Source organism: Moorena sp. SIO4A1, from assembly GCF_010672065.1.
Classification (GTDB): Bacteria; Cyanobacteriota; Cyanobacteriia; order Cyanobacteriales; family Coleofasciculaceae; genus Moorena.
On the sequence record NZ_JAAHHX010000240.1, the window covers coordinates 1 to 2747 of the forward strand.

At 43.3% G+C, this 2747-nt stretch carries 1 protein-coding gene and 1 pseudogene; both read right to left on the minus strand.

Annotated features, from left to right (window positions below):
• Positions 1–72: 72 nt before the first annotated feature.
• Positions 73–306, minus strand: a pseudogene (locus F6K53_RS36710) (RNA-guided endonuclease TnpB family protein); the annotation flags it as partial.
• A gap of 109 nt (positions 307–415) precedes the next feature.
• Positions 416–2158, minus strand: a complete 1743-nt coding sequence (gene ltrA / locus F6K53_RS36715) for a group II intron reverse transcriptase/maturase (protein WP_293068805.1) — start codon at positions 2156–2158, stop codon at positions 416–418.
• Positions 2159–2747 lie beyond the last annotated feature (589 nt).

Genomic DNA, 2747 nt, shown 5'->3' on the forward strand with positions numbered 1-2747 from the left:
TTTCTAATACTTAGTTGCGATCAAAGATATTGACATCTCCCCGCATTAAAATACGGGGATTCTACAAGGTTGTTACGAGGCGGGTTGAAACCGCACCTCGTCACTTCTTGTCCGGTATAATTTACTCAAGCAAGTGAACAAATCATACCGGTTTGGGAGTGTCAAAGCTCCCCTACCTACCCTGGTCAGGTCAAGGCCCAACTGTGCAGCTACTTTTCTGGCGATATTTGCAGCACCGTTACAATCGGCATTTATCAGCCATCCTTCGGAAGACTTGTATAAACCGCGTTTCACCCGACATCCATTAAACTAAGCCGAGGAGTCGCCTCCACCGACTCGTCTTCAAAACCGTACGTGACAGTTTCCTGTCATACGGCTCCTCATTATAGGAACCATTGTCATTGGTACCTCTACATTAGAACGGGTTGTCATCCAGTTCAGAGGAATCGCTACTTGATTCTTGACACTTAGGTTTGACATTAGTTCTATGTTTCGCATCGTGGCAATGGAGATGTAGTAACTCTAGGTTCTTATTTAGGTCACTTCCACCTAGTGCGCGTGGTATTATGTGATGCTTCTCTATTAAATCCTCTGACCTGAAGGTGAGACCACAGTGGGCACATTTTCCTTTTTGTCTTTTTAAAAGTTTTCCTTTTTGGGTAGACATTTCAGGATGTTTCTGCATTCTGTTACTCCAATAAATTAGGTCTCCGTCAAATGTGCTTCTGGATTCTTTTACTTTGACGTGCCTGACCACAGGGGTCTTGGCGTGCTTGGGTAGGTAGTTTTCCTCCCCTGTCATAAAGACCCAGTTGTCGATTTTCCGGGCGTCCCACGGATTCTGCGGTTTTTCAACCTTGGTTCCCCAGTATTTATTGTTTACCCAGGTCTTGGATTTGTTAGGGTGTCTTCTGTATCCCCATCTTTGAAGTTTGTAACAGAGCAAGTGGTCTAACTTCGAGAAGATTTTCTTACTAACCTGTGAGCGGTTGTAATTACACCATCCCGTTATAATAGGCCTGAGTTTGCTTATTAAAGCGGCTTGTGGAGCGGCTTTGTGGTTATCTATGACCTTTGCGAGCCGCTCGTAATGCTCTTTTACTTTCTTTTGAGATGGTTTGATTAAGGTTTTGTAGCCCTTGTTGTTTGACTGATGTTTACCCACTTCGTATTGACGTATATTGAATCCGAGGAAGTCATATCCGTTGAAAGTGTGGGTAATTCTGGTCTTACTGGGCTTCAATTCCAAGCCTATGTCTTTCAGCCAGTCCTTTATTATCTCAAGACATTCTTCTACCACTTCTTTGGATTTGTGCATGATGATGAAGTCGTCTGCGTATCGAACGAAATTGAGAGCTTTGACATTTTTTGCCTTTTGTCCGGGTAGAGTTCTTGCGAACTCTTTTATTCGTTCTTCCATTCCGTGGAGAGCTATATTCGCCAAAAGTGGAGAAATTATTCCACCTTGGGGAGTGCCCTCATCTGTAGGGTTGAATGTTCTATTATCCATTACTCCTGCCTTTAACCAGTTTTTGATTAATCGTTTCATGGATGGATAGGTATTCAGTTTTCCTAAAAGGACATCATGATTAATTTTGTCGAAACATTTGGAGATATCGGCGTCTAATACCCATTTGGGCATTTTATTGATTCCGAGAAATATTGTTTCGATGGCATCGTGACAAGACCGTCCTGGTCTGAATCCGTATGAATTAGGTTCAAAGACCGCTTCCCATTCCGGTTCTAAGGCAAGTTTGGTTAGTGCTTGGAGTGCTCGGTCATAGATAGTTGGTATACCTAGAGGACGTTTCTCATTACGACCTGGTTTATCAATCCAAACTCTACGGGTAGGTTGAGGTTTCTTATACAATTTCAGGTTGGCTACTAAGGTGAGTCGTTGCTTGTTGGTTAAAGCTTTTTTCCCATCTATTCCAGCCGTCTTTTTACCTTTATTTTGTTGAGTTACCTTCCTGACCGCTACCATCTTGGCAGACCAGGATTTCATCATAGTTTTTTGAAGCTTTCTTACCACGCGACTATCGCCACGTTGGGAGGCTCTGTAGATTCGTTTTTGCAACTTGAATACGGTTATTTCTAGCTTTCGCCAATCAACCTTACTCCATTCCGACTGTGGGGCGAACCCCCGAGTTTTAGACATGTTAATTGCTACTCATAACTCTACATTTTCCTACAACGTGAGTCTGTCAGCGTATTCTAGGTATTACCCCTAAACGTTTGCTTCTGACTCAATCTTTCCAACATAGGCCATGGGGCTAACTACCTACTCAGTGACCGACCGCCCTGAGAGTACCTATGTGGTTACTTCGTTCCTGATAACCATTCTGTGAACTTTTAGGGTGATACTGTCCGCCGGGAACTAGGGAAATCATTATAAAACCATCAATCTTTATAACCCTATGTGTTCCGTTTCTATTTGATTACAGCGTTTCAGCTATTTCGCTGTTCATGGATGACGACGGTTCAGGCGTATCTTTCTCTCGTACCCGTGAGTTCTATTGCCTAGTTAGCCACCACTTTTAGCTAGTAGTGTTTTACCGTTTGACCCCGCTTTAACCTAGAGCTTGTTAATTCTCAGTGATTAGGGGTAGGGCTGTCACTCGGATTTCGCGAGGGTTGGTATTTCACCAACATGGTTATCAAGTTATCAAGGTTTCTTACCTTGTGGCTAATCCCCCAAATCCTTATGGGATAAGGTTTCTAGCCAACGAATCGCACTGACGGTGTCA

Bases quoted from the DNA above. Each gene is read 5' to 3' on its own strand.
- ltrA (WP_293068805.1), bottom strand. From the start codon at position 2,158: ATGTCTAAAACTCGGGGGTTCGCCCCACAGTCGGAATGGAGTAAGGTT.